This is a genomic window from Candidatus Nitrosopumilus sp. bin_32a (assembly GCF_054095935.1).
Genome location: NZ_JBSWSN010000005.1, coordinates 236930 through 262281, shown reverse-complemented (window position 1 = coordinate 262281; position 25352 = coordinate 236930). Strand labels below are relative to the sequence as shown.

Genomic DNA, 25352 nt, shown 5'->3' with positions numbered 1-25352 from the left:
AAAATAAACATTATTGATTCATGGTCCTTCTCTAGCAATAGGAGCTGCAATAGCATCTATTGTAATGGTCATCATATTTTTTGGATTTAACAATATTTCAAATCAAGTAGAACTTGAAATTGTCCCTACACCTACTACTCAACAAGTAGGTCCAGCAAAAATAACAATAGACACGTTTCTCGCAAATGGTTCCCCCATTCTTGGAAATCCAGCAGCAGCAGTCACACTAATTGAATTTGGGGACTATCAATGTCACTTTTGCAATGTTTTCTTTCATTCTACAGAAGATGATATTTTGAAAAAATATGTTGAAACAGGCAAAGTAAAGATGATTTTCAAAGATTACAACATAATTGGTCCAGACTCCATCAATGCATCACATGGAGCCCATTGTGCAAATGATCAAGGATTGTTTTGGGAATATCATGATATTTTGTACTCTAATTGGACAGGGGAAAATAATGGTTGGGCATCATCGGAAAATTTAGGAAGATTTGCTCAGGAAATTGGATTAGATATGGATGTGTGGTCGGATTGTATGTTAAATGGAAAGCATTCACAAACTATTCTTGCAAGTAATCAAGATGCAAAAAGTTTAGAATTGACTGGAACCCCCGCATTTTTTGTGATAGGTCCTGATGGAAAAACTTCCAGATTATTTGGAGCACAGCCTTTAGAAACATTTGAGAAAGTTTTAGATGCAGAACTAGGGAAATAACGATCAGCGATCATTTTATTCATAAATAATCAAAAAATTATTAAAATTCCCTTCCTAGTTACTTAGAATTTACCCAATATCCTTATTAATGAAATTCCGGGAGCTAGCTTATGGCAGCTGGAATAGATGACATTGCAATTTACATACCAAGATTGTATATTGATGCAGCAGATTTTGCAAAGAATAGAGGGCTAGACCCAGTAAAATTACAAAAAGGTCTAGGAGTTTCACAAATGGCAATTGTTGATGCCAATCAAGACCCGGCTTGTCTTGCAGCTAACGCATGTTTACGAATTATGCAAAAAAATAAACTTTCACCAGACGATATTGGTAGACTATACATTTCAACTGAATCTGCATTTGATGAATCGAAGGCAATGAATTCCTATGTGATTGGAATGCTAGAGCAAGTTTACGGCCAAGGTGCGTTTGAGCATTGTGGAGGTGTTGAAACAAAATTTGCCTGTGTTAGTGGTTCATATGCACTTTATGATAACACCAATTGGATTAGAGCAGGAGAAGCAGAAGGAAAACAAGCACTAGTAGTGGTTTCAGATATTGCCAAATATGATATGGGGTCCAGTGGAGAAATGACTCAAGGTGCAGGAGCAGTAGTTATGCTTCTAAATGATAACCCAAGATTATTGGCATTTGATCCTAAAGTTACATCAACATCAATTAAAGATGAATATGATTTTTACAGACCTTTTGGAAAAGAAACGCCTATTGTTCATGGACAATATTCAAATTTACTATACATGATTCAAGTTAGAAAAGCACTTGAATCATACAAGAAGAAAGTCGTTTCATCAGGGTTAATCAAGATGGAAGAAGGCGAAACAATTTTGGATCATATGGATTACATCAACATGCATTTGCCCTACAGTAACATGGGAAAGAAAGCTTTGGCATATTTAGTAAGACATGAATGGAGACAACTCCCCAGATGGAAGAACATATTGCAAGAAATTGGAATGGATGAACCAATACCAAAAGACCCACGTGGAACAATTGAATCAGTATTGGGTGATGAGGAATTTATGGCAAAAGATCATGAATTTACCAAATTATTTACAAAAACTCAAGCTTACCAAGAAGTTTATGAATCAAAACTATCTAGTTCATTAATTGCATCTACTATGATTGGCAACTTGTATACTGCATCACTTTATTTGGGATTCCGAAGCAGTTTAGAATTTGAATATCAAAAAGGTATTGATTTAGAAGGAAAACGAGTTGGATTTGGATCTTACGGAAGTGGAAGTAGTGCAATGGTGTTTAGCGGTGTTGTTCAACCAGGTTACAAAGAAATAGTAAAAGACATGAATTTGGAAGTAGAGATCGGAGATCGAAAAAGATTGACATGGGACGAATATGAAGAATTACATGAAAATAAACTAGCACCAGAAGAATCAATGGTTCATTCAAAAAAAGAATTTGTTCTAGTGCATGTGGATACTGAAAAAGAATCCAGAGGCGAAAGACGCTACATTTACAACGAATGATTATAAAAGTAATAAATTAAAAATAATTTTAAAATTGTAAATTTTTAGGGTATTTTGAATTAAATTCACTTAATTTTTCTAAAATTCGCCCCATAGCAGATTCAGAAAATTTAAAGTTTTTAGTTCTAATTTTTAGGATTGGATTTGAATTTAATGTGTTAAAAAAATCATTAGTTGGAACTATTCCAAAATGTACAAATTCAAAATTATCAGCAATTGTTTCAACAGCAAATTCAAAAAATAGTATAAACATCTCCTCATATTGATCTACATGAACAAAAACATGGCTAAATTCAGATTTTTTTATTTGATCAAATGTTTCACTGTGTACATCGTTGATTGTAACTGTTTCAGAATTAATCGAGTATAATGAAAAAATCTCTATAGGTATTTTAGATTCACTTTGAATTATCCACGGGATTTTTTCTAAATCTTTAATTTCTTTACCATTATCCGATACTTTATCAACTATTTCAATTAGATCCCCGACGACAACCATTAACCATCAAGGCATAGACTGCTTTTTAAAATCATCTAAGAAAAATTTTATAAAAAGAATGACAGAATTTGTTAAGAGATGGAAGAAGAATCAAACCCAATAAAGGAATATCTATTTGAATACATAAAAAATTCAGAAAACATCCTCCGATGGATTGAGGAAAAGAAATTTGATCAAATCATCAATGATATAGTAAAGAATTGTTATGATCAAATTCTAACAATGGGGGAAAAAGATGAAGCAGTGGGGGTGTTAGCTACAGGATTATTACATTATTTGCTTACAAATGCACTAATTACAAGTCAAAGAAAAGTATTGCATAAAGAAAACGAATTAGACATAGTGGTTCCAGATACAAAAACATTAGAAAATGATCCAAAAAAGACACTGTTAATCTACATAGCAAAATCTTCAGACCTTGAAATAATAAATGAAAAAATTGCCACACTGGAGGAAATTCAGCCTGAAAAAGAAAACATATGGTTAGTACTATCAGAAAATATTCAGACGGGAAAAAGATCATTCATATTAAATAAAGAAGACAATACATTCTCAAAGATAATCTATGAAATTGCAAAATTTAGCAATGTTAGCGGCTCAAATAAATTTAAAATTTTAAGAGTTTAAATTTTATTTTAATAATAATTTAAAATTTAGATTTTTCTTAAAAATATCATACAGTGAAGAGTCACTTAAATCATCAATAAATGGAATTGAACCTAAAATGGGAATCTTTAAGACGTTTTTAAGATCACGAGACAACTCTTTTGTTTTATATCCATCTGAATCAAAATCATTAATGACAATACCTTTAATTGGAATTTTGTATTTCTCACACATCTTAACTGTCATTATTGTATGATTTACTGTTCCAATCTTAGTTCTTGTAACAATAACAGCGGAAATATTCATATTTTTAATTAAATTAGCAACATAGTAGTCATCAGTAATAGGAGTCATTATCCCGCCCATACCTTCAACAAGAATCATTTTATGAATTTTTGATAATTTTTTAAAATTAGAAAGAATAGTTGCTGTTTTTGGTTTTATTTTCAAAGTTTTCCATGCAGTGTATGGAGATGCAGGAATTGGAAAAAATTGTGGATTGACTAGACTTTCAGGATCGTTAACTTGTGCAGCATTTGAAAGGATTTCCACATCTTCGGACTTGAATCCTTTTTTCTGAGCAGTGCCTGCTGCAAAAGGTTTCATAATTCCTACATCTACACCCATTTTACGAAGTACGACAGCAAGTCCTGCAGTGATGTAAGTTTTACCAACATCCGTATCAGTACCAGTTATGAAGAGTGAATTCAATAAAAAATATCGTAATCAATGATTGATTAATCTTGTCGTTCAATTTTTATGAACAACAGTTTTACAAACACTGCTTGAAGAATACTAGTTTTGTATGGCATCCAAACACCCAGATGAAAGAATGGGGCAAATTCACACAAATCACGCATGGAAAAGGGGTGTGGCTTACTGATTCACAAGGTCATAAAATGATTGATGCAGTGGCCTCTATGTGGTGTAATGTATGGGGTCATTCAAACCCACAACTAGTCAAGGCAATCACAAATCAAAGTAAAAAATTACAGCATTCATCCATGTTTAATTTAACAAATGAGCCTGCAGAAAAATTGGCAAAATATCTAGTAAAAATATCGCCTGGAATGTACAAGGTATTTTATTCAGACAATGGATCATCTGCAATGGAAATTGCATTAAAACTTGCATTACAGTATTGGAAAAATATCGGAAACAAAAAGAAAACAAAAATTGCAACGGTACAAAACGGATATCATGGAGACACATTTGGAGCAATGTCCGTAGGATATGTGCCTGAATTTTTTGGTAAATTTAAACAGCAGTTATTTTCAACCATTCAATTTCCAGTACCAAACAAATACAGAATACCAAAAGGACATACAATTTTAGATTATCAAAATCATTGTTTAGATAAAATTGAAAAAAGATTTGCAAAAAAAGATGACATTGCAGCATTTGTAATGGAAAGTGGGGCTCAAATGGCAGGCGGAGTTATAATTTATCCAAAAGGATTTCAGAAAAAAATCAGTCAGTTATGTAAAAAATATGATATTTTATTTGTACTAGATGAAATAGCTACTGGATTTGGACGATTAGGAACAATGTTGCAATATGAAGAACAGCAAAGTAAACCAGACATCGTAGCATATGGAAAAATGTTAACAGGTGGATACATTACCATGGCTGCAACTCTTGCAAATAAAAAAATTTATGATTCTTTCTTGGGGGAATTTAATGAATGGAGGCATCTTTTTCATGGACATACCTATACAGGAAATCCTTTGGCAGCATCCGTAGCATATGAAAATCTACAAATGTATAAAGAAAATAATCTAATTAAAAAAATACAAGATACATCCAAAGTTTTTGAAAAATTCTACGATGAAATATCTGAAATAGACATTGTAGGAGATATCCGACACAAAGGAATGCTTATGGGTATTGAACTAGTCAAAAATAAACAAAAAAAGATTCCAATAACTCCAAAGAAATCAATAAACAAGATATTTTTCGATGAAGGAAAAAAGAATGGAATTTACCTTAGAACCCTTGGGAACATAGTCATGATTGTTCCACCACTGGCAATATCTGAAAAAGAATTAGAATTACTCCTGAATAGGACAATCACCACAATCAAAAATGCCAAACCAAAGGTAATCTGACCGTTAACCCCACAACCAAAAGCAGTTAACCTTTCCATTATTGTTATAAATGGAATAATTTCAAACTAAACAATGAATACGTTGGAATTCATTAAAGAATGTCAAGAAAAAGTATTTTCAGGGATAGGCATTTCATCTGAAGATGTAAAAGAATTGTTTAACATTCCAGATCAACATCTTCATTATTTAGCAAAATGTGCAAATGAGATAACTCATGATTTTAATGGAAAAAAGGTTGACGTTGAACAATTAAACAACATTAAAAAAAATGCATGCAGTGAAGACTGTACATTTTGTGGACAATCTGCATTCTTTGATACTGGAATAGAGACATATCAATTGCCATCCCCAGAAGATGTGGTTATTAAAGCACAAAAAGCAAAGGAGGATGGTGCAGAATCATATTGTCTTGTAGCTGCATGGAGAGAACCATCATCAAAAGATTTTGAAAAAGTTTGTGAAATTATTTCTCAAATTAATAAAAAAGTTGGAATTAGTGTAGAATGCAGTTTAGGCTTTCTAACAATAGAACAGGCAAAAAAATTAAAAGAACTCAAAGTAAAAAGATATAACCATAATTTAGAAACTGCAAAATCAAAATTCTCAGAAATATGTACAACCCACACTTATGAAGATAGACTAAAGACATTGGGGATTGCAAGAGATGCAGGATTAGAACTTTGTACAGGGGGGATTATCGGACTGGGGGAAACACGAGAACAAAGGTTAGAACTTGCACTTGAACTAGGAAGATTGTTTCCAGAAGAAGTTACAATAAACATTCTTGTTCCAATGCCTGGAACCCCATTAGAATTACAAACAGAACTTCCAAATACAGAAATAGTTAGAATTTTTTCTGTCATTAGATTTCTATTACCAGAATCAGTGATCAAAATTTCAGGAGGACGAGAATCAAGGTTGTCGGATTCAGGTGAAGAACTACTACAAAGTGGGGCAAATGGCATAATTACAGAAGGATATCTCACCATGGGCGGAAATGAGGCTGAAAAGGACCGTGAGTTAATAGAGAGAATTGGTCTCAAAACATAAACTAAATTTTGTAGATTCAGAGATAGCAAATCTAAAACAAAATAATCTTTACAGAAAATTACGATATGGAAAAACAAATGGTTCAACAATTACTATCAATGACAAAAAACTAGTAAATTTATGCTCAAATGATTATTTAGGAATTCCTACAACTAAAATTCAAATCAAACAATTACAATCAAGTTCCAGACTAGTATCAGGAAATGATGAAGCATACAAGAAATTGGAAGACACACTGGCAAAACACAAATCACATCAGAATTCTTTAATTTATCCAACTGGATACATGGCAAATCTAGGTGCAATTTCAGCTATTGCAAAAAAAGGAGATTTAATTCTAAGTGATGAATTAAACCATGCAAGTATTATTGAGTCATGCAAATTAACAGATGCTAAAATTTCAATTTACAAACATAATGACATGCAGGATTTAAATAAAAAAATAAAGCAAAAAGGGAAAAATAAATTCATAATCACTGAAGGAATTTTTAGCATGGATGGTGATTTATCATCATTAAAACAGATTACCGAAATTTCAAACAAATCAGATGCAATTACAATAGTAGATGATGCACATGGGGATTTTGTTATAGGTAAAGATGGAAAGGGAACACCAGATCATTTCAAAGTCGCAAAAAAAATTGATTTGTATGTAAGTAGTCTAAGTAAAGGATTAGGATCATTTGGAGGATATGTTTCATCTTACAACAATGTAATTGATCTGTGTATCAATAAATCAAAATCGTTTATCTATACTTCTGCCTTACCATCTTTTTTGGTAGAATATTCATTTAAAAGATTTCAGTCAAACAGAGAAAAACAAAAAAGAAAACTAATATCAAACACAAAGCAATTCACAAAAGGACTCAAAGAATCAGGTTATGAAATAAACTCTACAACTCAAATCATACCAATAATTATCGGTGATGAAAAAAAGGCAATGGAGTTTGGTAAATTTTTGTTTGACAACGGTATTTTTGCTCAACCCATAAGATACCCAACTGTTCCAAAAAACCAAGCAAGGTTAAGAATTTCAATTACTGCGTGGTTATCAGTCACAGATATTGAAAATGCACTTGAAATATTTGAAAAAGCACATAAAAAATTTTACAATTAACGCATTGCATCAAAGCCACCAATTGCAGGTGAGCCAATAATCACTGCCAGAGCAACGATAATTCCCAAGGCTATTCCAACAATAATAAATCGCTTATTCATATCAAAATTATCCATAACCTAGTTAAAAACGGATAGTAAGCAGAATTGGAAGAAAGCTTTAAAGGAAAAATTGTAATATTATGATATGGCAGATCCCACTATTCTTGTAGCATTACTTGCAGGTTTGAGTTCCTTTATTGCACCTTGTATTTTACCAATGATTCCAGCTTTTCTCGCATACATATCTGGAACAACGGTGACAGAATTAGGTTCCAAGAATGGAACAGTCCTATCCATTAACAGAGCAAACATTGTTCTAAATACAATATTTTTTGTATTGGGATTTTCTGTAGTGTTTTCTGTATTAGGGGTTTTAATCAACAGTGTTCTTTCTAGCGCAGCAAGTGAGTTTACAGAAAGTCTAAACATGGTGGGAGGAATCATCATTGTTGCATTTGGATTGTTTTTACTATTATCTACAAAAATTCGTTCATTAAATGTAGAGAAGAAGTTTTTTCCTAAAAATCTAAAATCAAGTTATCCTATGTCCTTTGTATTTGGATTAGCATTTGCAGTAGGATGGACTCCATGTGTCGGACCCATATTAGGAACAATTCTTACTTTAGCTGCAACAACACCGTCAATTTCATTTAGTTTGCTACTTGCATATTCGTTAGGGTTGGGAATTCCGTTTATTTTGATTGGAGTGTTTTTCTCAAGAGCCACGAAAATTATTCGCTCAATGTCAAAACACCTAAAATATTATAATGTAATTTTAGGAGCGTTCATTATTTTTTTAGGCATCCTAGTGTTTACAAATCAACTTGCACATATTGCAAATTTTCCACTTCTTAACGAGTTGGTACTGCTAGGGTGATATGATGAATTCGGAAATTAAAACAGGGTTAATCTTTGGAGCGATAATAGCTTCAGGACTAGGCGTTGTTGGAGTTATATTCTCATCACTTGATCAAGATGTACAATCATCAACCACATTTACAGATGTTAGTTCTCTCTCAAAAATTGATAAATCAGGATTCAAAAAAGCTCCAGAATTAGTAGGCATAGCCGATTATCTAAACACCACACCTGAAGAATTGAAAAAGGAAATCAAGGGTAAAGTTGTACTGTATGATGTTTGGACATACAGTTGCATTAATTGCATCAGGACATTGCCATACATCACTGCATGGAGTGATAAATATTCAGAAGAAGGGTTATTGGTAATTGGAATTCATTCACCAGAATTTGAATTTGAAAAATATCCTGAGAATGTAAAAATGGCAATTGAAAAACATGGCATCAATTATCCAGTGGTATTGGACAATGACATGGAAACTTGGAAAGCATTTGAAAATAGATATTGGCCAAGAAAATACATTGCAGACCATGAAGGATACATCAGATATGATCACATTGGAGAAGGAGGATATCAGGAAACCGAGAAAATTATTCAGAAATTACTAGAAGAAAGATCCACATCATTGGGAATTCAGTTACCATCAACATCGTCTCTTGTAGATGTTGAAGAATTTCAGCATTCATTGTTTAGAACCCCTGAATTGTATTTTGGTTACAAATTTGCACAAAATCGAAATCAATTAGGTAGTGAAGAAGGATTTCAACCTGGAAAAACTATTTCCTATTTAGAACCAGAAAACATAGATTTGCATAAATTCTATCCAATAGGAGATTGGAAAAATTATGATGACAGCATGGAACTAGTTTCTGAAACTGGCACTATCAAATTGCTATACAATGCCAAAGAGGTAAACATAGTTACTGAAAATATTGCAGAATTAGAAATATTTCTAGACGGCAAACCCCTGCCATCAGAATATTCAGGAAAAGACATCACAGGTGACAATATTCTGCAAGTAAAGGAACCGGGTTTGTACAATATCATCAATAGTGATACGAGTTCATCTCACCTTGTAGAGATTAAAGTAAAAGGAGAAGGCTTTCAGATATTCACATTTACCTTTGGATAGTGTAACTACTCACTATTGTAACTCCAGTGACACTACCTGGAGGGACAACCCTGTTTAAAACAAAAAAAACAACTACAATTAGGAATTCAAAGCATGATCAGCAACTCTTGGAACAAAACAGAAGGAGAAAGTATATCTCAAAAAGTAATGGGTAAAGTAAGACCAGATGAACCACTAAAAAATAAGATTGATTTTGCCCAAAAAAAATTACAATTTCAAATTTCAAAATTAGAGGGAATTAACATAAAATTACAAGCTAAACACGATATGATTTTTGAAAAAATAGTAAACGCACAAAGAAACAACAAACCTAGTTACGCTCAAGCATATGCAGGAGAATTAACTCAAGTCAGAAAAATGAAGAACATGGTTAGCGGTGCAAAACTATCTATGGAACAAGTTAAACTCAGATTAGATACAGTTTCAGAATTAGGAGATGTTGTAGTTACACTCAGCCCATGTATGGCAATAATCAAAGGATTAAGTCCATCATTAAGTGGAATTATGCCAGAAGCAAATGCATCAATGCAGGATTTGTCAGAAATACTCGGAGATGTAATGTCGGGTTCATCTGTAGGTATCGGGGACAGCATGAGCATGGTACCTGAAACCAATGCAGACACATTAGCAATTCTAGAAGAAGCACACAGTGTAATTGCAGGACAAACAAAATCTACAATTCCTGACGTTCCAGATTCACTCAAACAACAAATCGCTCAAAAAAGAACGGATATCTTTATCTAAAATAATAGATTAAGAATCATTTAGATTTCTTTTTACTTTTTTGTATCAAGATTTTCTTTATTCTAGAAATTGTAGGATAGCTATAACCACGTCTACGATAATTTGCAATCATCATCTTCCAATTTTTTAATCTCCACTGGGCCTGTTCAGAAGTAACTGAATGAACTTCTTTCTGAACAATACTTTTTCTTCCAACCTTTAGTGTGCCAGCATCTTTTGCAGACCATCTATTTTTTGCAAATTTCAACCCTGTAAGAATTTCACCTACAGGCATTTCTTTAAAATAATCTTTGAGTTTCTTTAATTCTGCATCCGTAGGTTTTATTGAAATTGGTAATTCAATTGTAGGTTTTACCATAAAAAATAATCAGATTCATGCTTTAAGAGAATCGTGCTAAAGCAGAATTAACTAAAACAGAGAATTATGTAAAGAAATTAGAGATCTAGCAGTTGAGTGGGATGTTTGAATTTTTACAGATCGTCATATACATGCCAAATCCAAGAATAATTGCAGCAAAGAGTGCCAAAGGAACTAGAAGAAGAAAATTTGTTTTTCGACCCATGAATGAAATTAACATATTGAGTATAAAATTGTCACAGTATTATTCAATAATAATAGTAAATGTGCCAATAGTTTTAGGATCTTGAAGCAGTAACACCATACTCCTAGGTAACAAGTCAGATGCTTTGTCACACTTTATTGCCAGTGTTCGAGGGCAAATAAAATCACTTTTTCTAATTACTATGTCTTCATTGTGAGATAAAATAAGATCAGGATGTCCCCTTCCCTCTATTACGAACTCTTCATCTCCAGCTTTAATTAAAAAAATTACTTTGGAATCAGAGTTTTTTAGTTTGTTTTTTAGTTCTTCAGGCAAATCAGCACAACTAGATTTTGCATTAACACCAACTATGCAATCGCCCCTAGGAGTCAAATGAGACTCTTTGGTAATCTCCAATGTCATTTGATGATTGGAACGAATATTCTCATGTCCTGAAAATTTAATTTCAAACTCCACAAATCCATCACAATCCGAGTTTCAAATTAAGGTTTGATTTACAATAGTCCTTTTGAGATTAGGCTCCGATCAAACTAGTAATTACTATCAATTGTGGGCATGGTTTAAATTGAATAATCAAAGCATTGCAATCAAATGCTTCCTGCACAACAAGGTTACGATAGAGCAATTACAGTATTCTCTCCAGACGGCAGACTATACCAAGTAGAATACGCCATTGAAACCGTAAGAAGAGGGACAATCGCAGTCGGTGTAAAATGTAAAGATGGAATTATTATTGCAGTCGAAGAAAAACCAAGAAAATTACAAATTTCAACTACAGCTCAAAAGATTTTTCAAATTGATGATCATGTTGGAGTTGCAGCTGCAGGATACATTCCAGATGCAAGAAGTCAAGTAGACAATGCCAGATTCTTTTCACAAAGTAACAAGATGATTTATGATGAACCAGTTGAAGTTGAAACAATTGCCAAACATTTAGCTGATCAATGTCAACAATATACACAATATGCAGGTGTAAGACCATACGGTGTTGCACTAATTCTCGGCGGAGTTGTAAATAACACCCCACAGTTGTATCTAACAGATCCTAGTGGAACATACATCTCATATGATGCAATTGCAATAGGTTCAGGTTCTGATCAAGTAACAGACTTTTTGGAGAAAACATACAAAGAAGATCTTTCACTAGATGATGCTGCAATATTAGCTTCTGCAGGAATTTATCTTTCAAGTGAAGACAAAGAAGGAACAAGTCACATCAGAATGGCACACATCAAAAAAGAAACCGGATTGTATGAATTAGTTTCTGAAGAACAAATCACAAAATATGCAAATGATGCTAAAACAAAATATCCACACGAACAAAAATAATTATTTTAGGACCTGAGAGATTAAATTACATTGAAATTATCTGTTGCAATACCAGAGTCTGCTTTATCAGATGAGTCACTTAAAATCGATAAGACTAGAAAAATATCTATTCTAGCTAGGGCTTGTGCAATTTTTAAAATTGATACAATTTATGTCTATCATGAAGGAAATAAAAAAACAGATCCTGGATTAATGATAATGATTCTGAAATATTTAGAAACACCGCAATTTTTGAGAAGAAGATTATTTCCAAAAATGAATGATTTAAAATTTGCAGGAGTACTACACCCATTAAAAATTCCAAGTCACGTTACACCAGTAAATTCTAAGAAAATCATGGCAGGAGACATTAGAGAAGGGATCGTAGTAAGTCAAAAAGGTAAAAAGTTTGTAGATGTTGGAATAAATCAACTAATCCAGTATTACGGAGAAACTCCAAATGGAAAAAGAGTGACAGTAAAATTCAAAGAAGGGTATCCTAAACTATCAGTAAAAGACATTGACAAAAGTGAAGTCCCAATGTATTGGGGATATTCAGTTAAAGAAAGAGCAAACTTGTTTTCAGTATTATCAGAATGGAAAGGAAACATCATCATAACATCAAGAAAAGGAAAGCCAGTGAACAATGTACAGTTATCAAAATATGTGAAATCAGATGAACCAATACTTGTTGTATTTGGATCTCCGGAAAAAGGAGTGCATGAGATCATCGGAGGTAAAATGAACAAGGTTCAAAATGCAAAATCATTAAATTTTTTCCCAAATCAAGCTACTGAAACAGTACGTCTTGAGGAAGCACTACTTGGAACATTATCGATACTTAATGCTCAAAGTAACTCGTAGCATGGCAGAACGAAAAAATTTCTTATTATTTGCCATCGGGTTGGGAGTTTTTGGGATCATAGTAGGTGGAATTACAATATGGAATTCTGTTTCAGAATTATTTTCTCCGTGACAAATTACGCATAGATGGTTAACCTAATAAAAATAAGTGGTTAACGATACCTCACATGGTTTAATAGAGGGAAATCGATGATGCGATTTAGTCATGGGAGCTCGAAAACGACACCAACCACGTAGAGGAAGTCTTGCATATTCACGTAGAGTACGCGCAAAAAGCATGGAAGCAAGAATTAGATCTTGGCCAAGTAGATCAGATTCTGAAGAACCAAAAATTTTAGCGCATTGTGGATTCAAAGCAGGATGTGTTCAGATTGTTAGTATTGATGATCGTGACAAAGTACCAAACGCAGGAAAACAACTAGTTAGTTTGGGAACAGTGTTAGTTACACCACCAGTATTGATTTTAGGAATTAGAGGATATTCAAAAGATCATGATGGAAAACATGCGGAGTTTGATGTTTATGCTGAAGATATTCCAAAAAGCATTGCAAAAGAAATTACAATTAAAAATATTGCAGGTTCAATTGAAAATGCAGAATCACGATTAAAAAAGATTAAAGAAATTTTTGCAATTGTTGCAGTTTCTCCAAGAGCTGCCGGATTAGAAATGAAAAAACCATATATTTTTGAAGCAATGGTTAGCGGTGGAGATATTGCAAAACAATTTGCACATGTAAAAGAGTCTCTTGGAAAAGAAATTAAAATCGATCAAATTTTTGAAACTGGTTCAACTGTAGATGTTGCAGCAATTACAAAAGGTCATGGATGGCAAGGAGTAATGAGAAGATGGGGAGTTAAAAAGAAACAACACAAATCAAGAAAAACAGTTAGAGAAGTGGGTTCATTAGGACCTATTTCACCACAAAGTGTCATGTACACAGTTCCAAGAGCAGGTCAAACTGGATTCCATCAAAGAGTAGAATATGATAAAAGAATTATGATTATGGGAAATACTGAATCAGATAAAATTAAAATTAATCCAGATGGAGGATACAAGCACTTTGGTTTAGTCAAAGGAGACTTTATCATTCTAAAAGGCTCAGTTCCAGGAACTTACAAGAGATTAATCAAACTAAGAAGTCAAATTAGAAACGCACCAGACAAAATCATCAAACCAAACATTTTGGAGGTAGTTATCTAATGAAAATATCATCATATACAACTACTGGAACAAAAGATACTGAAATTGAGTTACCAATGATTTTCTCAACTCCATATAGAAGAGATTTGATTCACAAGGCTGTTACCAATTTAACATCCCATAAATTCCAAAGACAGGGAAGAAAACCAATGGCAGGTATGGACGTAGTTGCAGATTCAAACGATCCGCCAACAGGTCAAGGTGTTTCTCGTGTAGCAAGAATGCAAGGAGGAGGCGGTGGAAGACAAGGACAGGGAGCTGAAGTAGCATCTACAAGAGGAGGAAGACAAGCACATCCACCAATTGTCGAGAAGGTAATTTATAAAAAATTAAACAAAAAAGAAAACAAACTAGCATTATGTTCTGCAATTGCAGCTACAGCATCAAAAGATCTTGTAGAATTAAGAGGTCATAAAGTTGAAGGCATAGAATCATTTCCAATCATAGTATCAGATGACATTGAATCTATTGCTAAAACAAGTGAGATTACCAAAGTTTTAGACGCATTGAAATTAACACAAGATGTAGAAAGACTGAATGCAAGAAAACCACGTTCTGGACAATCAAGACTCAGAGGTAGAAGTAAAAAAGTAGGAAAGAGCGTTTTGTTTGTAACTGCTGATTCATCAAATCTTTCACAAGCAACAGGGGCAATACCAGGTGTAGAAGTAAGAAATGTCAAAGACTTGAGCGTTTTAGATTTAGCCCCAGGCTCTGATCCAATTAGATTAACAGTATATTCCAAGTCTGCAATAGAGGAGATTGGAAAGATAAAATCAAGACATCTCGAAGTAATGGTGAAAAGACAATGAATGTAGATCAAGCAATGAAAATCATCATCAAACCATACATTACAGAAAAGACATTTGCAATGATTGAAAATGAAAGTAAAATTTGTTTCATTGTAGAGATATCTGCAAATAAATCAGAAATTTCAGAAGCAGTAAAGACCCTTTACAATCAAAATGTTAGAAAAGTAAACACTGCAAGAACAATTTATGGCAAAAAAGCATTTGTTCAGTTTGAAAATACCGAAAAGGCCAGAGATTTGGCAACAAAGATAGGAATGCTATAATATGGACCATGGAAATCGAACACTAACAGAGGAGAATAGAATTGGTTAAAGAATTTTTATACAGAGGCATTCCGAAAGAGGAGTTAGATAGCCTATCGCTAGAAAAATTATTCTTATTATTTAATTCCAGACAAAGACGATCACTTACCAGAGGGATTACAGACGGAAAAAGAAAATTGATTGAAGAAATTAAATCTGCAAAAGCAGGTAAATTAAAAAATCCCATCAAAACACATGTTAGAGATTTGATTGTTCTACCATACATGGTAGGAGTTACAGTAAACACATTCTCCGGAAAAGAATTCCGACCAGTTACAATAACAACTGAGATGGTTGGACATTATTTGGGAGAATATGTAATAACGAACAAAAAGGTTTCACATGGTGCACCAGGTGTTGGTGCGTCAAGATCCAGCCTTTACGTGCCATTAAAGTGATTATTATGGGTAGATTCAATTACGCTTTCCAAAATTATGACCCAACAAGACATGTACGTGCTTCATTAAGAGAAAAAGACATCTCCCACAAACATGCACGTGAAGTGGCAGTATCACTCAAAGGATTATCAATTGAAAAAGCAAGAGACTATCTCATTGCAGTGGTTGCCAAAAAAAGAGCAGTTCCATTTAGAAGATATAAAAATCAAGTAGCTCACAGAGCAGACCCAGGTGTGATGTCAGGACGTTATCCACAAAAAACTGCAAAAGAGTTTATCAAAGTTTTAGATAATTTAGAATCAAATGCAGAATACAAAGGAATGGATTTAGATAGATTGAGAATCATAAACGCAACTGTTCACAAAGGAGTGATTGTAAAAAGATTCATCCCTAGAGCAATGGGAAGAGCAACTCCAAAGAACAACGTATTGACTCATGTAGAATTGGTGGCAAAGGAGATTTAGAAATGTCAGCTGTGAAAAACGTAATCAAAGACAACTACAATATGATGTTACTCAAAGATTATCTCAGAGATGCAATTAAAGACGCAGGTTTCTCTCATGCAGAAATTTCAAAAACACCGGTAGGAACTAGAGTTGCATTACATGTAACAAGACCTGGAATCGTAATCGGTAGAAAAGGTTCTGGCATTAGAGCACTAACTGAGAAACTTGCACTGGACTTTGGATTAAAAAACCCACAAATTTCAGTAGTGGAAATTGAAAAGCCAGAATTAGCACCAAGTGTAATGTGTAATAGAATGGCATCACATTTGGAAAGAGGAACTGCATTTAGAAGGGCAACCATGTGGACACTAAAACAAATCATGGAAGGGGGTGCAATGGGTGTTCAAATAACAATTTCAGGAAAACTTAGAGGCGACCGTTCAGCATTTGAGAAACATACACAAGGAATTTTACCAAGGGCAGGTCATCACGCAGAAATCATAGTTGATGAAGACATTGCACACGTAAAAACAGCAATGGGATTAATTGGAGTTAGAATTAGAATTGCTAAAAAAGAAAAACTCATTCCAGAATTTGAAATGAGAGCAGATAAAACAAAGAAGGGAAAATCAAACGACAAACCAAAAATCAAAGTAGAAGAAATAGATGTCGAAGGTTCAAAAATCGAGGTTGTCAAAGTAGAAGGCAAAAAAGATATTGCAAAATCAGAATCTGAAAGAATCGCACTTGAAGCAAAGAAAATGGAATCACTTGAGACATTAGAAGAAGAGGAGGCCAAATTGAAATGACCAGACTCAGCATGAAGACAATTAAACAGTTAAACGAAAAAGATCTAAAAAGTAAAGTTCAAGAAACACGTAGTGAGCTATCTAAACTTAGAATTGATGGTTCCAAAGGAACTTTGAGAAAAGAAAGTGGAAAACTAAAACCATTACGACATGACATTGCAAGAATGCTCACAAGATTAAACGAGATGAGGAGAGAAAAATGATCACTGCAGACAACATAGCATCACATGAATTCATCGGATTAAATACTGAGATCATCAAATCCACCAATCCACAAGTAGTAGGATTAAATGGAAGAATTATCAATGAAACAAAATCAATGTTTACAATAAACACCGAAAACGGATCTAAATCCATTGCAAAGTCAACCAATAGTTGGAAATTCTCAATTCAAGGAAAAGACATAGTGGTAGAGGGTAACAAAATTGTAAAAAGACCTTTTGATAGAATTGGAGGAAAAGCATGACCCACAATATAGGACTAAAAGTCAAAGAACCAACAAGAGAATGCATAGACAAACACTGTCCATTCCATGGCGGTTTATCAATAAGAGGAAAATTATTTGACGGTAAAGTTACAGGAAGCAAAGCAAAACAAACCATCACATTACAAAAAGATGCACCAATTTACTTTAGCAAATTTAAGAGATATGCCAGAGGTACAAGTACTATTCACGCACATGTTCCCGGTTGTATTGATGTTGAAGCAGGAGATCATGTATTGACTGCAGAATGCAGACCAATTTCAAAATCAGTCTCATATGTTGTTGTGGAGGTTAAAGCATAATGGCAAAGCAAGCAGGCAAAGGCGTAGAAGAGTTCAGACCATACGTAACCAAAGTAATTCCAATTGGGGCAAATATTGTGTGTGCAGATAATTCAGGTGCTAAAATTTTAGAAGTAATCAATGTTCCAAGACACCATACAACATCATCAAGACTCGCATCAGCATCAGTCGGAGACTTTTGTAATGTCGTAGTTAAGAAAGGACCGGCAGAATTAAGAAAACAAGTTTACGGTGCAGTGATAATTAGACAAAAATATGCAGTTAGAAGATTAAACGGTGTAAGGGTTTGTTTTGAAGATAACGCAGCGGTACTTATCACTCCAGAAGGAGAAACCAAAGGAACAGACATCAAAGGACCGGTTGCAGCAGAAGCTACAGAAAAATGGCCAAGAGTAGCTAACTTGGCATCCATGGTGGTATAATAAAATGAAACCAACTAAAATGCGCAATCTGATGATTTACCAGGCAACATACAAAACTAAAAGTAAACAGCTTGGAAGTGCACTTTCAAAAGATCTTCATAAAAAATACGGTAAAAGAAGTGTAAGAGTAGTTGAAGGAGACAGTGTTACAATACTAAGAGGGGAATTCAAAGGAGTGGATGGTAAAATATCCAAAATATCCATACCAAAAAGCAGTGTTGCAATTGAAGGAGTAAAGAAAGAGAAAACTAAAGGGGATAAATTTGACGTTTACATTCACACATCTAATCTTGTAGTTACTTCGCTTAGCACAGAAGACAAATGGAGAATTGCTAAACTAGAAGGAAAAGATCCTAGAAAACAACCAAAAACAGAAAAAGTGAAAGAACAAACAAAATCAGAACCAATCAAAGAAGCCCCTAAAGAAACAAAAGGAGCAGAAAAAGTCAAAAAAGAGGAAGATGAGAAATAATGGTAAGTATTGCAGGTAGTAAAAAACTCAAACGTCAAATGGCCCCACAATTTTGGGGAATTGGTAGAAAAGACAAGAGATTTGTAATTACAGTAAAACCAGGCCCACATAAAAAAAGTGATTCAATACCAACTGCAGTATTTCTTAGAGATATGCTGACTATCGTTACCAGTCTAAGAGAAGCAAAATCTGCAATTTATTCTGGAAGAGTAAAGATTGACGGAGTTGTAAGAAAATCACTTCACCATGCAATTGGATTAATGGATGTTGTAGAATTACAGGACGTTCCAGAAATTTATCGTCTAGTCCCAACTGAAAATAAACTACTAGAGCCAATCAAAATTAATGAATCAGAAAAATCTAAAAAACTTGTCAGAGTTACTACTAAAACCACACTAAACAAAGGAAAATTACAAATTGGATTCCACGATGGTCGTTCAATAATTTCAGATACCAAAGTAAGTATTGGAGATACTTGTCTGATTCAAATTCCAGAAGTAAAAATTCTCGAAGTAATTAAATTAGAAACAGGTTGTCAAGGACTGGTTACACGAGGAAGTAACGCAGGTAGAATTGGGAAAATTGAAACCATTGAAGAAGGAACATTCATCCTCCCAAAAAGAGTCATTGTTGCATTAGGTGATAGAAAAATTGAAATTCCTGCAGATATTATTATGCCAATTGGAAAAGAGGAGCCAATAATTCAATTAAAGTGATCATATGTCTCAAATAACAGAAACCCCCATGAAGAAAATATCTTTAGAGAAAGTTGTACTAAACATGGGTTTAGGAAAATCAGGAGATGTAATCAGTATTGCAAAAGTTGCACTGGAACAAATTTCTGGGAAAAAACCATCTACACGTAATGCAAAAGAAGCACACAGAGACTGGGGAGTTAGAAAAGGAGAGCCAATAGGAGTCGCAGTAACGATTCGTGGCGATGATGCAACAGCATTATTGAAAAGATTACTTGAATCTAAAGGCAATACAGTAAACGGTAAATCATTTGATAATTTTGGAAACTTTTCATTTGGAATTAATGAACACATAGACATCCCAGGAGTAAAATATGATCCGCAAGTAGGAATTTTAGGACTAGGGATTTCAATTACATTATCAAGACCAGGATATGGAATCAGAACTCGAAGTAAACACAAAGCAAGAGTGGGTAAAAAACATGTTATTAAAAGTCAAGAAGCAAAGGATTATCTAACAAAAGAATTTGGAGTGACCGTAACATAATGAAAGACAGATCATATGAGGCAACCGGAAGAAAAAAACATGACTTTGGAAGAGGCTCTAAATGGTGCAAAAGATGTGGAGATTACACAGCAGTTATTCAAAAATACGATTTAATGTTATGCAGACGATGCTTCAGAGAAGTAGCAACATCTTTAGGGTTCAGGAAAAATAAGTGATATAACATGCCTGCAACAAACATCTTAGCAAATCTATTTGTCACACTTTACAACAATGAAGCTAGAAGAAAATCAGATTGTCTTATACTCCCAACATCAAAACTAGGTATTGAAGTTCTAAAGACACTTCAAAAAGACGGATACATTGGAGAGTTCGAACACATAGATGATAAAAGAGGAGGAAAATTCAAAATTAAACTATTAGCAAAGATAACAAAATGTGGAGCAATATCCCCAAGATTCAAAGTAAAAACAGATGAATACAACAGTTGGGAGCAACAATATTTGCCCGCATATGATAGAGGAATGCTTGTGGTTACAACCAATCAAGGAGTAATGTCCCATCATGAAGCAATAAAGAAAGGAATTGGAGGATTTTTGATAGGTTATGTCTACTGAGCAACTAGAAAAATTCCAAGATCAGGTAGATATTCCTGAAGGGGTTACAGTCACACTGAAGAAACACATGTTGCATTTTGTAGGACCGCTAGGTAAAACTCACAAAAGCTTTAGATCAATTCCAGTAAATATTGAGATAAAAGAAGGAAAAATTCTCTTAACTTCAATAGAACAGAAGAAGAGAGATTATGCAATATTGCACACTGCAAGATCAATTATTAGAAATATTTGTGAAGGTCTGGTTACAGGATATACAATTAAAATGAAAGTTGTATTCTCTCACTTTCCAATTACGGTCAAAGTAGAAGGAAAGAATGTTTTGATTGAAAACTTCCAAGGAGAACGTGCACCAAGAATAACACACATTGTTGGCAACACCAAAGTGGTTCCAAAAGGAGAAGATGTTTTACTTACAGGTGAAGTTTGGACAGACATCACACAGACAGCTGCCAACATAGAACTAAAATCCAAAGTAAAGAACAAAGATCATAGAGTTTTCCTTGACGGCATCTATGCATTTGAAAAGAAAAAAGGCATAGAAAAATAAAATTCTAGTTTAACAAATGACCCTTGATCCTGAATTTTCAAAACAAACAATTGATTTAATCGTCCAAACGTTAGAACTATACAAATCGGCAGGAGCATCCCCAAGAATTAGTGAGACGTGGGATTGTGGAAACATAGGTGATTTTTTGTGCGGGTTTTTTGTAGGGGAAATGGTAGGTTCAGCACTTAGTGCATTTCAAATCGTACATCAAAGAGAACCAACAGCTGGTGAACACTTGGAAATTATCGAACTAGTAGAAAGCCATGCAAAAGAAATCAAAGAATTTTTTGTCAAATTTAACTAAAGATTTTCAGATTTTAGTGGATTATGCATAGTCGCAAAGATTAAATCACTTTTGCCAAGGTACAATCGTGTGCCTCCCTAGCTCAGCGTGGTAGAGCAACCGGCTGTTAACCGGTTGGTCACCAGTTCAAGTCTGGTGGGAGGCGCTCTTCTTTCTAAACTCGAGTTTTGAAATATTCTATTTCTACAATAACAGCATAATCAAAGTATAGAATTCAACATATTTCTAAATTCGAATTTAGAAATATTGATCGGTTGTTAGTAATTGGTTTACACAATTAGACAATATAGATCTAATAGATGATCGCATACTTAGAATGATGCAGGAGGTTTACATTGGTCAGAACTAGAAGGGCCAACAGATATTGTGTGGATTGCGGAGCAAGACTAGTGTATTATCCAAGATTGTCAAATCCAAAAGCCCCCAATGAACATAGAGTGTTAGTTTATGCATGTCCAGATTGCACAGAGGACTTTGAAAAACCAAAAATGTTCTCAATTAAACGCAATCAAGTCGAAGATCCTTTGGAAACAGTAGAAATTGAGATTACCCAATTACAGAAAAAATCAATAGTAGCAAAATAATGGTAAACTATAATGTCATACCCAGAAAAACCTAGAAGTAATTGGTGGTATATTCTACCAATTCTATTTGGATTAATTCCGGGGGGATTAGTTGCATATTTTCTACTAAAAAATGAGTCACCGATTAAAGCCAAAACTTGTTTATGTATTTCAATTGTAGGTTTAGGTGTTATTGGCGGAGTGATTTGTTATTTTATTTTGAGAAAAGTTCATCCAATAAGAGCCAAATTATTTGTATATATCGGAATTTTGGTATCAATTGTAAGTATTGTGATATCTATAATTTTTGAATTGACAGAAAAAGTCAATCCTGGCTTCAATGTTAACGTCTAGATAATAATTTCTTGTTTTCCAGGCAAAGATAACTCATATGTCTAAACTCGAATTTAGAAACATTCTAAATTTAGCACAGCAATCATTTAGATTTAGAATCATATAGAACTTATTTGAAAGACTTTCCATGAGTGCATCCAGGATGAGAGACAATGTGGAGAGATGGGTAATTCATGAAGGGTTGTCATTTGAAGAGGTAAAAAATCCTGAAAACAATTTTCAGATTCTTCTAAAACATGCAGGACCATACGGCATACCTGTTGAAGTATTTGAACCAAAAAAGCAACCAGGAATTCTAGTAATTGGTGCCAAAGTTGTAATGAAAAATAGCCAAATTGCAAGATATTTGGGATTCAATGCAGAAGAGAAAGAGAAATTTGAGAGTAAAGTGAACGATTTCTGTAATTCCATACAGGTAATTAACAAAATTTTCACTGAAGATGGAAAGCAAAAAGTCGGAGTCTATGTAGTAATGGATGATAAGGAAAATATCAACCAGCAATCAATGCTTGAGGCAGTAGATAGCGTTTCTGAAAAATACGATAAAACATCCAGATTTTTACTAAAGACATTTTAGAAAAATAGATGATTTATCAGTTCTACGCGGACCTTATATCAATAATTCACCAGAACATAGTATGAAAACAACATTTCTTACAAGAAATAACACAAAAAAACATAGTTCAAAAGCAAATTTTTTAGAAAACCAGATTTTGAAATTAAGGGCTTCAAAGAATAAAGTATTCATTTTGACAGCAATTGCAACGGTAATGGTGTTTGTAAAATGAACAGATTCAATGTTTTATTCAGACATGCAACAAAAAACTTTGAGATTAATGTTAGCATCAATGTTAGCAAAATCCAACTTGAAAATACAACAAAATGGGAGTTGATTCAGAATTGAATCTCTTTAAAATGATAGATGAAATTCTCGATTCCTATGAGAAACAAGAGGTCCAAGCCCATGAGTAATTTCTTCAAAATTATGGGAATTGCGCTAGCAGTACACTTTATTGTAAAAACAGTTCAAAAAGAATTAAAACAGTAGATTGCTAATCAATTAAGACATAATTCTGCAGATCAACACCATTGCTCCTCTAAACCCCCCTTATTTGACATAAAATGTGTGTTCAAAAATGCACACATATAGTAAAATCAAATTTTTTCTAAAATGATTAGTGAAAAAGACACCATTACAGATAGATGAATCTGCAATAAATGAAACATTTGCATCTACAAATAATGTCTTTGATGAATTCAGAGAGTTCACATCAAGTCTTTTTTTGCAAGTTTTTGATTGGATCACATCAATTACTGAAAATTTGATTAAATGACTTAATCTACAAAATTAAGGCTAGGCGTTAAACCCCCCTTGAAAATTAGCATGTTTAGTCACATTATGAAATTTTCAAAAACAGGCATTTGTAGGGGGGGTGCAACACTTGTGCCTAGATACAACATGCAACCATAATTCCACCAAGCTCTCCCAGCTAAACATGCCCAAACTATTAGTGTCGTGCGTAAAAGCTCAACCCCCTAATTTTTGATAAAAAATAAAGAAAAAGAAGATGGGTTATCCATCAATATCAACTTGAGTTCCACGATTAAGAGAATTTCCTAATACTCTTAATCCAGATTCGCAATCATCATCAGCATTTACTGTGAAAGATGTTGCAAGGTCAAGGCCATCAAAGTTTGCTCCAGATTGTTTCAAAGGAGTATTTACTTTCATGGTGTCACCTTTAATTTGAATTCCTGCTTGAGTTGTTCCTAACTCAGAGATACAGAAATTTGGTGGGACTGCTTGTGTTGGGTGTGGGACAAGTGTAACACTGAGAATGCCATGCATGGGGATTTTGATTAGAATCATCAAATGTAGGATGTATTGCTGTAACAAAACCACTAATTTCATCACCTCTCAAGTCACCATTGTCATCAAATGCGTCCAGCCAAGCATAACCTACAACAACTTTGGAAGGACTAACTTCTACGGTTGGAAAATCTTTTGGAATTACATCATCTGCAGTAACTGTCAAGTTAAGGGAATTTCCCTTTGTTGACTTTGTTGCAGAATCAAGATCTTTCCATAGATCAAGGTGGTTTGCTTCGACAGCACTTGGTACTGCAAACAATAATCCAGCAGATAATGCTAGAATTGCTGCAATAGTAACTGTTTTAGTCATTGGTACAAGTCTCAAACATGAGAAATAAAAGAATACCTGCGCGTCAGATGAAATTATGACAAACATAACTAGATCGCAAAAAAGAACAACCCTCAAGAAGTAATTAATGACTAAAACAGTCTCAAGGCTTGTTCAATATTACTATAATGAATTAGTAGATAATCATGTGTTTGTCTTTGATGTAACAAAATACTGGAAAACATACCCAATTTCACTCAAAATAGGCATGTTTTTGACATTATTTTGTGCGTTTCAACTATATACCAAAATTATCAAAGTAAACAACATGGCAGGACTTGGAATTGTAATTGTAATTGGGGCAATTATTGCTTCGATGGGAGCTGCAATGTTCATGTATACTCAATATGAGACAAATTTCATTGAATCAAGTGTAGGAAATGCGGTAATTGTAGGACCTGTAGAATATGTCATAACATTTGAGGGAACACATAACGGAGATAAAGAAAATGTACCAGAAAATACGTTTGTAATGATTGGAATTACTGCAAAAAACATCAGTGACAAAAAAACAGTGATTTCTGGAGGGCAATTTTACATCGTAGATGAAAAAGATCAAAAACACGAAGCAGTTTTTGGAGAATTCTCAGCAAATGATTTGTTTTTGGAAGCACTTGAACCAAACAAACCAATTCAAAGAACAACACAGTTTGATATTCCGTTTGATGAAGAAAAACAATACAAAATAATTATTCGTCCACAAAAAGATCAATCAACTGTTGATACAGCTGTTGTTTGTCTTACAAATTGTTGATCGGAAAATAAAAAATGTGTCAAATTTTTCGATATTAAGCGTAGTAATGT

Annotated in this window: 40 protein-coding genes and 1 tRNA gene; 35 read left to right on the top strand and 6 right to left on the bottom strand. The window is 33.8% G+C overall.

What is annotated here, in order from left to right:
* Nucleotides 1-13 precede the first annotated feature (13 nt).
* Nucleotides 14-718, top strand: a complete 705-nt coding sequence (locus ACW9XH_RS06455) for a DsbA family protein (protein ID WP_457759817.1) — start codon at nucleotides 14-16, stop codon at nucleotides 716-718.
* A 110-nt stretch (nucleotides 719-828) separates the two neighbouring features.
* Nucleotides 829-2223: a hydroxymethylglutaryl-CoA synthase family protein gene (locus tag ACW9XH_RS06450; RefSeq protein WP_457759816.1), complete on the top strand. Its 1395-nt coding sequence runs from the start codon at nucleotides 829-831 to the stop codon at nucleotides 2221-2223.
* A 28-nt stretch (nucleotides 2224-2251) separates the two neighbouring features.
* Here ACW9XH_RS06450 and ACW9XH_RS06445 read toward each other — a convergent pair whose 3' ends face one another.
* On the bottom strand, nucleotides 2252-2722 hold the full coding sequence (locus ACW9XH_RS06445; protein WP_457759815.1) for a hypothetical protein: 471 nt from the start codon (nucleotides 2720-2722) through the stop codon (nucleotides 2252-2254).
* A gap of 78 nt (nucleotides 2723-2800) precedes the next feature.
* Between ACW9XH_RS06445 and ACW9XH_RS06440 the strand changes: the two genes are divergently transcribed.
* Nucleotides 2801-3349 (top strand): hypothetical protein, encoded by a 549-nt coding sequence (locus ACW9XH_RS06440; protein WP_457759814.1) that lies wholly within the window; start codon nucleotides 2801-2803, stop codon nucleotides 3347-3349.
* Nucleotides 3350-3352: 3 nt separating this feature from the next.
* Here the strand turns inward: ACW9XH_RS06440 and bioD are convergent, their stop codons facing one another.
* A complete protein-coding gene (gene bioD, locus ACW9XH_RS06435) occupies nucleotides 3353-4039 on the bottom strand; it encodes a dethiobiotin synthase (RefSeq protein ID WP_457759813.1) in 687 nt (228 codons plus the stop codon).
* A gap of 74 nt (nucleotides 4040-4113) precedes the next feature.
* Between bioD and bioA the strand changes: the two genes are divergently transcribed.
* The 6 genes from bioA (at nucleotide 4114) to ACW9XH_RS06405 (ending at nucleotide 10379) form a co-directional block, all read left to right on the top strand.
* Nucleotides 4114-5436, top strand: a complete 1323-nt coding sequence (gene bioA, locus ACW9XH_RS06430) for an adenosylmethionine--8-amino-7-oxononanoate transaminase (protein ID WP_457759812.1) — start codon at nucleotides 4114-4116, stop codon at nucleotides 5434-5436.
* Nucleotides 5437-5508: 72 nt separating this feature from the next.
* Nucleotides 5509-6486 carry a biotin synthase BioB gene (gene bioB / locus ACW9XH_RS06425; RefSeq protein ID WP_457759811.1) on the top strand — a complete coding sequence of 326 codons (978 nt, stop codon included), beginning with the start codon at nucleotides 5509-5511 and terminating at the stop codon, nucleotides 6484-6486.
* A complete protein-coding gene (locus ACW9XH_RS06420; RefSeq protein ID WP_457759810.1) occupies nucleotides 6470-7603 on the top strand; it encodes an aminotransferase class I/II-fold pyridoxal phosphate-dependent enzyme in 1134 nt (377 codons plus the stop codon). Before bioB ends, ACW9XH_RS06420 begins: the two co-directional genes overlap by 17 nt.
* 186 nt (nucleotides 7604-7789) lie before the next feature.
* Nucleotides 7790-8521: a cytochrome c biogenesis CcdA family protein gene (locus tag ACW9XH_RS06415; protein WP_457759809.1), complete on the top strand. Its 732-nt coding sequence runs from the start codon at nucleotides 7790-7792 to the stop codon at nucleotides 8519-8521.
* A gap of 4 nt (nucleotides 8522-8525) precedes the next feature.
* Nucleotides 8526-9635: a redoxin family protein gene (locus tag ACW9XH_RS06410; RefSeq protein ID WP_457759808.1), complete on the top strand. Its 1110-nt coding sequence runs from the start codon at nucleotides 8526-8528 to the stop codon at nucleotides 9633-9635.
* Between the two features lie 93 nt (nucleotides 9636-9728).
* Entirely contained in the window at nucleotides 9729-10379 is a 651-nt protein-coding gene (locus ACW9XH_RS06405; protein WP_457759807.1) for a Snf7 family protein, read from the top strand.
* A 16-nt stretch (nucleotides 10380-10395) separates the two neighbouring features.
* On the opposite strand, the gene ACW9XH_RS06400 is transcribed toward ACW9XH_RS06405, so the two are convergent.
* Entirely contained in the window at nucleotides 10396-10737 is a 342-nt protein-coding gene (locus ACW9XH_RS06400) for a hypothetical protein (RefSeq protein ID WP_457759806.1), read from the bottom strand.
* A gap of 244 nt (nucleotides 10738-10981) precedes the next feature.
* Nucleotides 10982-11398 (bottom strand): DUF371 domain-containing protein, encoded by a 417-nt coding sequence (locus tag ACW9XH_RS06395; protein WP_457759805.1) that lies wholly within the window; start codon nucleotides 11396-11398, stop codon nucleotides 10982-10984.
* 135 nt (nucleotides 11399-11533) lie between these two features.
* Between ACW9XH_RS06395 and psmA the strand changes: the two genes are divergently transcribed.
* From psmA to ACW9XH_RS06270, 25 genes are all read left to right on the top strand, one after another.
* Complete coding sequence (gene psmA / locus ACW9XH_RS06390) at nucleotides 11534-12271, top strand: archaeal proteasome endopeptidase complex subunit alpha (RefSeq protein WP_457759804.1); 738 nt, start codon at nucleotides 11534-11536, stop codon at nucleotides 12269-12271.
* 30 nt (nucleotides 12272-12301) lie between these two features.
* Entirely contained in the window at nucleotides 12302-13114 is an 813-nt protein-coding gene (locus tag ACW9XH_RS06385; RefSeq protein ID WP_457759803.1) for a putative RNA uridine N3 methyltransferase, read from the top strand.
* Nucleotides 13115-13319: 205 nt separating this feature from the next.
* Nucleotides 13320-14315 (top strand): 50S ribosomal protein L3, encoded by a 996-nt coding sequence (locus ACW9XH_RS06380; protein ID WP_457759802.1) that lies wholly within the window; start codon nucleotides 13320-13322, stop codon nucleotides 14313-14315.
* Nucleotides 14315-15127, top strand: a complete 813-nt coding sequence (gene rpl4p, locus ACW9XH_RS06375) for a 50S ribosomal protein L4 (RefSeq protein WP_457759801.1) — start codon at nucleotides 14315-14317, stop codon at nucleotides 15125-15127. The genes ACW9XH_RS06380 and rpl4p overlap by 1 nt, the downstream gene beginning before the upstream one ends.
* Nucleotides 15124-15390, top strand: a complete 267-nt coding sequence (locus ACW9XH_RS06370) for a 50S ribosomal protein L23 (RefSeq protein ID WP_457759800.1) — start codon at nucleotides 15124-15126, stop codon at nucleotides 15388-15390. Before rpl4p ends, ACW9XH_RS06370 begins: the two co-directional genes overlap by 4 nt.
* Before the next feature lie 41 nt (nucleotides 15391-15431).
* Complete coding sequence (locus ACW9XH_RS06365; RefSeq protein ID WP_457759799.1) at nucleotides 15432-15827, top strand: 30S ribosomal protein S19; 396 nt, start codon at nucleotides 15432-15434, stop codon at nucleotides 15825-15827.
* A 5-nt stretch (nucleotides 15828-15832) separates the two neighbouring features.
* The gene (locus ACW9XH_RS06360) at nucleotides 15833-16291 is read left to right on the top strand and encodes a 50S ribosomal protein L22 (RefSeq protein WP_457759798.1); all 459 of its coding nucleotides are present in this window, start codon (nucleotides 15833-15835) and stop codon (nucleotides 16289-16291) included.
* Nucleotides 16292-16293: 2 nt separating this feature from the next.
* Nucleotides 16294-17082, top strand: coding sequence for a 30S ribosomal protein S3 (locus ACW9XH_RS06355; RefSeq protein ID WP_457759797.1), 789 nt, complete (start codon nucleotides 16294-16296; stop codon nucleotides 17080-17082).
* The gene (gene rpmC, locus ACW9XH_RS06350) at nucleotides 17079-17285 is read left to right on the top strand and encodes a 50S ribosomal protein L29 (RefSeq protein ID WP_457759796.1); all 207 of its coding nucleotides are present in this window, start codon (nucleotides 17079-17081) and stop codon (nucleotides 17283-17285) included. Before ACW9XH_RS06355 ends, rpmC begins: the two co-directional genes overlap by 4 nt.
* Complete coding sequence (locus tag ACW9XH_RS06345) at nucleotides 17282-17548, top strand: ribonuclease P protein component 1 (RefSeq protein ID WP_457759795.1); 267 nt, start codon at nucleotides 17282-17284, stop codon at nucleotides 17546-17548. The genes rpmC and ACW9XH_RS06345 overlap by 4 nt, the downstream gene beginning before the upstream one ends.
* Nucleotides 17545-17868: a 30S ribosomal protein S17 gene (locus ACW9XH_RS06340; protein WP_457759794.1), complete on the top strand. Its 324-nt coding sequence runs from the start codon at nucleotides 17545-17547 to the stop codon at nucleotides 17866-17868. The genes ACW9XH_RS06345 and ACW9XH_RS06340 overlap by 4 nt, the downstream gene beginning before the upstream one ends.
* Complete coding sequence (locus ACW9XH_RS06335) at nucleotides 17868-18290, top strand: 50S ribosomal protein L14 (RefSeq protein ID WP_457759793.1); 423 nt, start codon at nucleotides 17868-17870, stop codon at nucleotides 18288-18290. Before ACW9XH_RS06340 ends, ACW9XH_RS06335 begins: the two co-directional genes overlap by 1 nt.
* A gap of 4 nt (nucleotides 18291-18294) precedes the next feature.
* On the top strand, nucleotides 18295-18762 hold the full coding sequence (gene rplX, locus ACW9XH_RS06330; RefSeq protein ID WP_457759792.1) for a 50S ribosomal protein L24: 468 nt from the start codon (nucleotides 18295-18297) through the stop codon (nucleotides 18760-18762).
* Nucleotides 18762-19478, top strand: a complete 717-nt coding sequence (locus ACW9XH_RS06325; protein WP_457759791.1) for a 30S ribosomal protein S4e — start codon at nucleotides 18762-18764, stop codon at nucleotides 19476-19478. The genes rplX and ACW9XH_RS06325 overlap by 1 nt, the downstream gene beginning before the upstream one ends.
* A 4-nt stretch (nucleotides 19479-19482) precedes the next feature.
* Nucleotides 19483-20004 carry a 50S ribosomal protein L5 gene (locus tag ACW9XH_RS06320; RefSeq protein ID WP_457759790.1) on the top strand — a complete coding sequence of 174 codons (522 nt, stop codon included), beginning with the start codon at nucleotides 19483-19485 and terminating at the stop codon, nucleotides 20002-20004.
* The gene (locus ACW9XH_RS06315) at nucleotides 20004-20180 is read left to right on the top strand and encodes a 30S ribosomal protein S14 (protein ID WP_457759789.1); all 177 of its coding nucleotides are present in this window, start codon (nucleotides 20004-20006) and stop codon (nucleotides 20178-20180) included. The genes ACW9XH_RS06320 and ACW9XH_RS06315 overlap by 1 nt, the downstream gene beginning before the upstream one ends.
* A 6-nt stretch (nucleotides 20181-20186) precedes the next feature.
* The gene (locus ACW9XH_RS06310; protein ID WP_457759788.1) at nucleotides 20187-20579 is read left to right on the top strand and encodes a 30S ribosomal protein S8; all 393 of its coding nucleotides are present in this window, start codon (nucleotides 20187-20189) and stop codon (nucleotides 20577-20579) included.
* Nucleotides 20569-21126, top strand: coding sequence for a 50S ribosomal protein L6 (locus tag ACW9XH_RS06305; RefSeq protein ID WP_457759787.1), 558 nt, complete (start codon nucleotides 20569-20571; stop codon nucleotides 21124-21126). The genes ACW9XH_RS06310 and ACW9XH_RS06305 overlap by 11 nt, the downstream gene beginning before the upstream one ends.
* 16 nt (nucleotides 21127-21142) lie before the next feature.
* Nucleotides 21143-21430, top strand: a complete 288-nt coding sequence (locus ACW9XH_RS06300; protein WP_457759786.1) for a hypothetical protein — start codon at nucleotides 21143-21145, stop codon at nucleotides 21428-21430.
* Between the two features lie 71 nt (nucleotides 21431-21501).
* Nucleotides 21502-21575 (top strand) — tRNA-Asn (locus ACW9XH_RS06295).
* A 190-nt stretch (nucleotides 21576-21765) separates the two neighbouring features.
* Nucleotides 21766-22014: a hypothetical protein gene (locus ACW9XH_RS06290; RefSeq protein WP_457759785.1), complete on the top strand. Its 249-nt coding sequence runs from the start codon at nucleotides 21766-21768 to the stop codon at nucleotides 22012-22014.
* A gap of 12 nt (nucleotides 22015-22026) precedes the next feature.
* Complete coding sequence (locus tag ACW9XH_RS06285) at nucleotides 22027-22347, top strand: hypothetical protein (RefSeq protein WP_457759784.1); 321 nt, start codon at nucleotides 22027-22029, stop codon at nucleotides 22345-22347.
* 127 nt (nucleotides 22348-22474) lie between these two features.
* The gene (locus ACW9XH_RS06280) at nucleotides 22475-22924 is read left to right on the top strand and encodes a DUF2299 family protein (protein WP_457759783.1); all 450 of its coding nucleotides are present in this window, start codon (nucleotides 22475-22477) and stop codon (nucleotides 22922-22924) included.
* A 61-nt stretch (nucleotides 22925-22985) separates the two neighbouring features.
* Entirely contained in the window at nucleotides 22986-23135 is a 150-nt protein-coding gene (locus ACW9XH_RS06275) for a hypothetical protein (RefSeq protein WP_457759782.1), read from the top strand.
* Between the two features lie 390 nt (nucleotides 23136-23525).
* Nucleotides 23526-23681, top strand: a complete 156-nt coding sequence (locus tag ACW9XH_RS06270) for a hypothetical protein (protein ID WP_457759781.1) — start codon at nucleotides 23526-23528, stop codon at nucleotides 23679-23681.
* A gap of 239 nt (nucleotides 23682-23920) precedes the next feature.
* On the opposite strand, the gene ACW9XH_RS06265 is transcribed toward ACW9XH_RS06270, so the two are convergent.
* Together ACW9XH_RS06265 and ACW9XH_RS06260 are read right to left on the bottom strand one after the other, a co-directional pair.
* The gene (locus ACW9XH_RS06265; RefSeq protein WP_457759780.1) at nucleotides 23921-24079 is read right to left on the bottom strand and encodes a hypothetical protein; all 159 of its coding nucleotides are present in this window, start codon (nucleotides 24077-24079) and stop codon (nucleotides 23921-23923) included.
* Between the two features lie 43 nt (nucleotides 24080-24122).
* Entirely contained in the window at nucleotides 24123-24530 is a 408-nt protein-coding gene (locus ACW9XH_RS06260; RefSeq protein ID WP_457759779.1) for a hypothetical protein, read from the bottom strand.
* 286 nt (nucleotides 24531-24816) lie between these two features.
* On the opposite strand from ACW9XH_RS06260, the gene ACW9XH_RS06255 reads away from it, so the two are divergent.
* Entirely contained in the window at nucleotides 24817-25302 is a 486-nt protein-coding gene (locus ACW9XH_RS06255; protein WP_457760028.1) for a DUF4352 domain-containing protein, read from the top strand.
* Nucleotides 25303-25352: the final 50 nt, after the last annotated feature.

Coding starts and splice junctions, on each gene's coding strand:
- ACW9XH_RS06450 (WP_457759816.1), top strand. CDS start 829: ATGGCAGCTGGAATAGATGACATTGCAATTTACATACCAAGATTGTAT.
- ACW9XH_RS06445 (WP_457759815.1), bottom strand. CDS start 2,722: ATGGTTGTCGTCGGGGATCTAATTGAAATAGTTGATAAAGTATCGGAT.
- ACW9XH_RS06440 (WP_457759814.1), top strand. CDS start 2,801: ATGGAAGAAGAATCAAACCCAATAAAGGAATATCTATTTGAATACATA.
- bioB (WP_457759811.1), top strand. CDS start 5,509: ATGAATACGTTGGAATTCATTAAAGAATGTCAAGAAAAAGTATTTTCA.
- ACW9XH_RS06415 (WP_457759809.1), top strand. CDS start 7,790: ATGGCAGATCCCACTATTCTTGTAGCATTACTTGCAGGTTTGAGTTCC.
- ACW9XH_RS06410 (WP_457759808.1), top strand. CDS start 8,526: ATGAATTCGGAAATTAAAACAGGGTTAATCTTTGGAGCGATAATAGCT.
- ACW9XH_RS06405 (WP_457759807.1), top strand. CDS start 9,729: ATGATCAGCAACTCTTGGAACAAAACAGAAGGAGAAAGTATATCTCAA.
- ACW9XH_RS06400 (WP_457759806.1), bottom strand. CDS start 10,737: ATGGTAAAACCTACAATTGAATTACCAATTTCAATAAAACCTACGGAT.
- psmA (WP_457759804.1), top strand. CDS start 11,534: ATGCTTCCTGCACAACAAGGTTACGATAGAGCAATTACAGTATTCTCT.
- ACW9XH_RS06380 (WP_457759802.1), top strand. CDS start 13,320: ATGGGAGCTCGAAAACGACACCAACCACGTAGAGGAAGTCTTGCATAT.
- rpl4p (WP_457759801.1), top strand. CDS start 14,315: ATGAAAATATCATCATATACAACTACTGGAACAAAAGATACTGAAATT.
- ACW9XH_RS06370 (WP_457759800.1), top strand. CDS start 15,124: ATGAATGTAGATCAAGCAATGAAAATCATCATCAAACCATACATTACA.
- ACW9XH_RS06360 (WP_457759798.1), top strand. CDS start 15,833: ATGGGTAGATTCAATTACGCTTTCCAAAATTATGACCCAACAAGACAT.
- ACW9XH_RS06355 (WP_457759797.1), top strand. CDS start 16,294: ATGTCAGCTGTGAAAAACGTAATCAAAGACAACTACAATATGATGTTA.
- rpmC (WP_457759796.1), top strand. CDS start 17,079: ATGACCAGACTCAGCATGAAGACAATTAAACAGTTAAACGAAAAAGAT.
- ACW9XH_RS06345 (WP_457759795.1), top strand. CDS start 17,282: ATGATCACTGCAGACAACATAGCATCACATGAATTCATCGGATTAAAT.
- ACW9XH_RS06340 (WP_457759794.1), top strand. CDS start 17,545: ATGACCCACAATATAGGACTAAAAGTCAAAGAACCAACAAGAGAATGC.
- ACW9XH_RS06335 (WP_457759793.1), top strand. CDS start 17,868: ATGGCAAAGCAAGCAGGCAAAGGCGTAGAAGAGTTCAGACCATACGTA.
- rplX (WP_457759792.1), top strand. CDS start 18,295: ATGAAACCAACTAAAATGCGCAATCTGATGATTTACCAGGCAACATAC.
- ACW9XH_RS06325 (WP_457759791.1), top strand. CDS start 18,762: ATGGTAAGTATTGCAGGTAGTAAAAAACTCAAACGTCAAATGGCCCCA.
- ACW9XH_RS06320 (WP_457759790.1), top strand. CDS start 19,483: ATGTCTCAAATAACAGAAACCCCCATGAAGAAAATATCTTTAGAGAAA.
- ACW9XH_RS06315 (WP_457759789.1), top strand. CDS start 20,004: ATGAAAGACAGATCATATGAGGCAACCGGAAGAAAAAAACATGACTTT.
- ACW9XH_RS06310 (WP_457759788.1), top strand. CDS start 20,187: ATGCCTGCAACAAACATCTTAGCAAATCTATTTGTCACACTTTACAAC.
- ACW9XH_RS06305 (WP_457759787.1), top strand. CDS start 20,569: ATGTCTACTGAGCAACTAGAAAAATTCCAAGATCAGGTAGATATTCCT.
- ACW9XH_RS06300 (WP_457759786.1), top strand. CDS start 21,143: ATGACCCTTGATCCTGAATTTTCAAAACAAACAATTGATTTAATCGTC.
- ACW9XH_RS06285 (WP_457759784.1), top strand. CDS start 22,027: ATGTCATACCCAGAAAAACCTAGAAGTAATTGGTGGTATATTCTACCA.
- ACW9XH_RS06280 (WP_457759783.1), top strand. CDS start 22,475: ATGAGTGCATCCAGGATGAGAGACAATGTGGAGAGATGGGTAATTCAT.
- ACW9XH_RS06275 (WP_457759782.1), top strand. CDS start 22,986: ATGAAAACAACATTTCTTACAAGAAATAACACAAAAAAACATAGTTCA.
- ACW9XH_RS06265 (WP_457759780.1), bottom strand. CDS start 24,079: ATGAAAGTAAATACTCCTTTGAAACAATCTGGAGCAAACTTTGATGGC.
- ACW9XH_RS06260 (WP_457759779.1), bottom strand. CDS start 24,530: ATGACTAAAACAGTTACTATTGCAGCAATTCTAGCATTATCTGCTGGA.
- ACW9XH_RS06255 (WP_457760028.1), top strand. CDS start 24,817: ATGGCAGGACTTGGAATTGTAATTGTAATTGGGGCAATTATTGCTTCG.